Source organism: Campylobacter majalis (genome assembly GCF_905120465.1).
In the GTDB taxonomy this organism is placed as follows: Bacteria; Campylobacterota; Campylobacteria; order Campylobacterales; family Campylobacteraceae; genus Campylobacter_A; species Campylobacter_A majalis.
Genome location: NZ_CAJHOF010000048.1, coordinates 1 through 1,214 on the forward strand (window position 1 = coordinate 1; position 1,214 = coordinate 1,214).

A 1,214-nucleotide genomic window follows, 5' to 3' on the forward strand; every position below is an offset into this window, starting at 1 on the left:
CTTATGGTATTATAAAGAGTGCCAAAAAGTTAGATAAGGTGGATGGGGAATTTGTAAAGAGTGGGAATAATACAGAGGTTGAAATCAGATTTGGAAACAATAAAAATCAAAAATATCATGCAGAAAGACACATAAAAAATGAAACAAATTTAAATGTTGATTATGCAAAAAATGAGATAAAAAAAGATTTTATTAAACAAGCGGATAAAACCAAACAAAGTTATTCCATAAAAATAGATGGCTACAAGATTGAATATAGACCTTTTAGATTAAGCGACGGCAGTTATAATATTGGAAGGATAACAATTGTTGAATAATATTAGATGTATGACAAAAAATGAAAAATTACTACTCAAAGTATTGTTGGGAAATATAAAAGAAAAATATAGAAATATAAATTTTATATATTCAAATACAATTATAAATTGGGGTGATAGTAGTGGCAGTTTTGATTTTGTTTATGAGACCAAAATTGATCCGAAAAACAACCGCTCGACTAATATTTCAAAGGTCTATTTTTATGATGTCGATAAAATTATTTGCGAAGTAATATTGTTGGCGTATATTGATAAACAGTATTTATATTGTATTGATATATTAAAATTAGGTGAAAATGATTTGATTCAATTGCCAACAAATGAAAGGGAATTTTTTATATAAATAACAGAGAATAATTAATGATACCAAATAAACTAACAAATTTATTTTTAATTGTAGTATGTTTATTGTCACAAGCAATACTCCATGCTTCTATTATAAAATTTACAAACCCACACAGTATCGCTGTATCAAATCTAAACTCCAAAATCACAAGCGTAAATTATTCAAATTCACAAAACCAAGGTTATTTATCAAGTAAAACACTAGCTACAATAGGACAAGGAAATTTAATAGTAGCAAATACAAACATATCAAATTTAAGCAAAGATGAACCAAATAACCTTCAATCAAACAAAACAAACAATCTATCAAACTCAGATGACCTAACAAGACTAAATAGAGATACAAAAAAGATAAACAAAAACCTTTGCAATACAAACATTAGTTCAAATATAGATGCCTTAATAGATACAAGGTTATTTACAAAAGATGGTAGGAAAGAAATAGAAGATGAATATAATAAAGCCACAGCTATTACAAAGGCTACTCATTTAATCGCAACAGTCCAAAATGCAAAAGTCTCAGGGTTTTTTGATTATGTTGGACTTTTATAT

The 1,214-nt window shown here is 26.8% G+C and carries 3 protein-coding genes; all 3 read left to right on the plus strand.

The window, feature by feature from the left end; genetic code table 11:
• Positions 1 to 317: hypothetical protein (locus LQU93_RS09855; protein WP_229933713.1), on the plus strand; the 317-nt coding region annotated here is incomplete at its 5' end.
• The gene (locus LQU93_RS09860) at positions 310 to 660 is read left to right on the plus strand and encodes a DUF6984 family protein (RefSeq protein WP_229933714.1); all 351 of its coding nucleotides are present in this window, start codon (positions 310 to 312) and stop codon (positions 658 to 660) included. The genes LQU93_RS09855 and LQU93_RS09860, both read left to right, overlap by 8 nt.
• A gap of 17 nt (positions 661 to 677) precedes the next feature.
• On the plus strand, positions 678 to 1,214 hold a 537-nt coding region (locus LQU93_RS09865), incomplete at its 3' end, for a hypothetical protein (protein WP_229933715.1).